The organism is Geitlerinema sp. PCC 9228, assembly GCF_001870905.1.
GTDB lineage: Bacteria > Cyanobacteriota > Cyanobacteriia > Cyanobacteriales > PCC-9228 > PCC-9228.
This window is the reverse complement of the sequence record NZ_LNDC01000118.1, coordinates 1-2,742: the sequence shown is the minus strand read 5'-3', so window position 1 is coordinate 2,742 and position 2,742 is coordinate 1. Positions and strand designations below refer to the sequence as shown.

Below are 2,742 nucleotides of genomic sequence, written 5' to 3'. Positions count from 1 at the left end.
GGAGTAGTTAACGCCGACGTTGCTACTGTGAAGCAGGAAGAAACCTTAACGTCTGTGAACGTTTGTTAGTGTTTTAGAGTCGGCATGAAGAATTCCAAAAAGTAAAAAGGCGATGGAAGACAAACCGGACTGGCCCCAACCATCGCCGCATCATAACCGATCGCCAGCCTAGCAAAGAAGTCGTGTTTGCCTACAGATGCAGCCGTCCGCTTGGTTTTCTTGGTTTAAGGTGGGGCCCCAACCCCAAACTGCCCACCCTCAACAGGCGTTACGATCTGGACCTGAACGAGGAACGATCCCACATGGCGTTAGCGGCTGGCGCTTGTCGATCGTTTCTTTTTTTTCAACAATCTACGAATATGAGGAATGCTGAGGTTGAGATTGCGCTCCTGTGCCAGTTTCTGTAAGGTTTGTGGGTGGTTATAAAAACTACTTTGTTCCAAACCAGTTTGAATGTATTCTAAGTCTTCTTCTTGCCAGCGACGGGTTCTACCGGGGCGTGGCGCATCCCACAATCCTTCCAAACCACTTTGTTGCCAGCGATGCAATGTGGTACGCACGGTGGACTCGGCACAATAGAAATAACGGGCAATATCTTGTACCCGCCAACCACAAGCATTAAGACGCACCATTTCCGCACGATCTTTGGTTCTTTGCGGAATATCTCGCGATTTTCTTAATTGAAATAAGGTGCAATCTTCTTCTGGCGATAGGAAAACTCTTAAAGGTGGCGATGACATTTTGATTCGACCCCCAATTGAAAGGAACAGTGCCCCAAAGGAGCATTTTTGGAAAACAATTTTCCCTTAGTAAGTTCCCCGACAAAACCAAGTTCCCCTAATTTTGTTTGGTTCGGCGAAGAACTTTTCATTGGATTTCAATTCGGATGGTGAAAAAGTTGTCTTTTTTGTCTTTAGAGCCTCTACCAACGAAATGACGACTCTAGTTTGGCAAAATTATTTCGATCGTGCAAACCACGAACGGCTCGAAGGGGCGAACTCAGGTGCGAAGGCTTTTTCGCTTTTGGAAGCGATCGCTCGGGGATCGAAGGCAACCCTAAGGGAGGAAGGATCTGGCCATTCCAACTGTAATTGGGTTCTGGATAGCTGTTGCTTGGATCCCCCATGAAATTGCCCCTTTTTCCAGTAGCGAGCCAGCCTCTGAAGACCAGCGGTAGGAATGGGGGCAATCGTAGGATTTTTTGGAGGTAGCATGGAAGGAATGGGAAACCAAATTGAAGTTTCCCTGTTTTTCTATAACAACAGCAACTTAGCAACGGAAATGGTGTTGGCTGGCATCCTACAGCCCAGAAGCTGGTGGTTGATTTGAGGGGAAAGAGGTTTGGTATCGCTTGACAAATAATTAAGTTAAACTCATAATACGAAAGGGAAAAAATAAAAATAAGCAGTCAGCGCGAAAATGCCTGCCAGTAACTGCTTGGGTGCGTCGAGCAATTGCAGATTTGGTTGTTTGTAAAAACAGATGAAAATCAAAATACAGTAGCCAGTGCGATCGAGGGATTTGGCATCTATGGATGTCCCAGGTATTTGGGATAGGGAGGGAAAAGAGTGGATATCTCTGGAAGCGTAAGAATTGCTATCCAATATGTCTCGATGGGACATTCCCTGTCTGACTTTTCCGACAGGTTCTCCGGATGAAGGTGGTCGTTGCACAAAGAATCCCCGTTTTGACCGCATGAATCGGGAGCTTGAAAGCCCTGAAAGCCCTGATTTGTTCACGTACAGGGATAAAAAACCGCCCGTGCTTCAGTCGCCATCAAAATCAAGTGCGCTAAAATTTAGAAAATCAGGCGAAGTTTTATAAATCTATTTTTTTTTCATTATGTTAACTCTCAGCTACGAATTCCAATTCAAACTGACATTCCATCAGGCTCAAGCGATTGAGTCATGGTTGGAAATCTATCGGCAAGTTTGGCATGATGGGCTGAGAGAAGGTAAAGATGGGGTCAAATCCCAAAAATCGCCTGTTAATACTTGCAGCTTAGTTCGTCAGCACCCCCGATTGAAGCACGGGGGCTTCATGCCTCCAGCTTCAGGTAGCTGACCAGCCTAAGTCTGAAACTAACTGACTACGTTTTTCAGGTGAAAACATGATTCCCACCGATGCCCCTCGCCCCACCTATGCCAGCCAGTGCCAGGCATTGACGCCAGCCAAGACCGACCATCCCCCACTGAAAGTTCCTCACTCGCAAGTTTTGAACCAACCCTCAGATGTTTGGAGACTGCATGGGTAGATATGTATCGACGGGAATTTGTTTTTCCCAAAGCCCAGGAAACCTGTATCGAAGGGAAGCAAATCGACCTTCCCAATATTGGGAAAGTTTGTGCTGAGCTATGCCGAAGCATACAGTTTTTTTAAGTCTCGTTCCCTTCGGTGATGGCTTTGTAATCAAGCAAGTACGAGTCCTGAAAAGAGCGAGCAGATGTTATGTCATTTTATCCGGTGCAAGCGGATGTCGAAGTTCCCCAACCAGCTATGACTTGTCTTGGGTTGGTTGCCAAGGTGGTAAATACTAAGCCTGCAGGAGATACCAAACCAAGCAGTCAAATTTGTTCCCATTGTGGCGTCCATACGGGGAAAAAGCCGCTTTCTCAAAGAACTCATTTCTGCTCCCACTGCGGCAGGGGAATCTATCGAGACTAACCCAATCACTGGACAAAAATTGACATTCGTGTTGATTGCGTTCGGTTAGTCCAGCCTTGGTCTCGTAGCAGACTCCGT

The 2,742-nt window shown here is 46.6% G+C and carries 2 protein-coding genes and 1 pseudogene; 2 read left to right on the top strand and 1 reads right to left on the bottom strand.

All coding sequences use genetic code 11. The annotated features are described in order from the left end of the window. Window positions 1-308 precede the first annotated feature (308 nt). Window positions 309-740 carry a helix-turn-helix domain-containing protein gene (locus AS151_RS12905; RefSeq protein WP_071517474.1) on the bottom strand — a complete coding sequence of 144 codons (432 nt, stop codon included), beginning with the start codon at window positions 738-740 and terminating at the stop codon, window positions 309-311. A 1,370-nt stretch (window positions 741-2,110) separates the two neighbouring features. Here AS151_RS12905 and AS151_RS22170 point away from each other — a divergent pair. Beyond that, window positions 2,111-2,254, top strand: coding sequence for a hypothetical protein (locus AS151_RS22170; RefSeq protein ID WP_170861394.1), 144 nt, complete (start codon window positions 2,111-2,113; stop codon window positions 2,252-2,254). Window positions 2,255-2,559: 305 nt separating this feature from the next. After that, window positions 2,560-2,661 (top strand): annotated as a pseudogene (locus AS151_RS23245) (zinc ribbon domain-containing protein); the annotation flags it as partial. Window positions 2,662-2,742: the final 81 nt, after the last annotated feature.

Excerpts from the sequence above, each read along its gene's own strand:
- AS151_RS12905 (WP_071517474.1), bottom strand. The coding sequence starts at position 740 with ATGTCATCGCCACCTTTAAGAGTTTTCCTATCGCCAGAAGAAGATTGC.
- AS151_RS22170 (WP_170861394.1), top strand. The coding sequence starts at position 2,111 with ATGATTCCCACCGATGCCCCTCGCCCCACCTATGCCAGCCAGTGCCAG.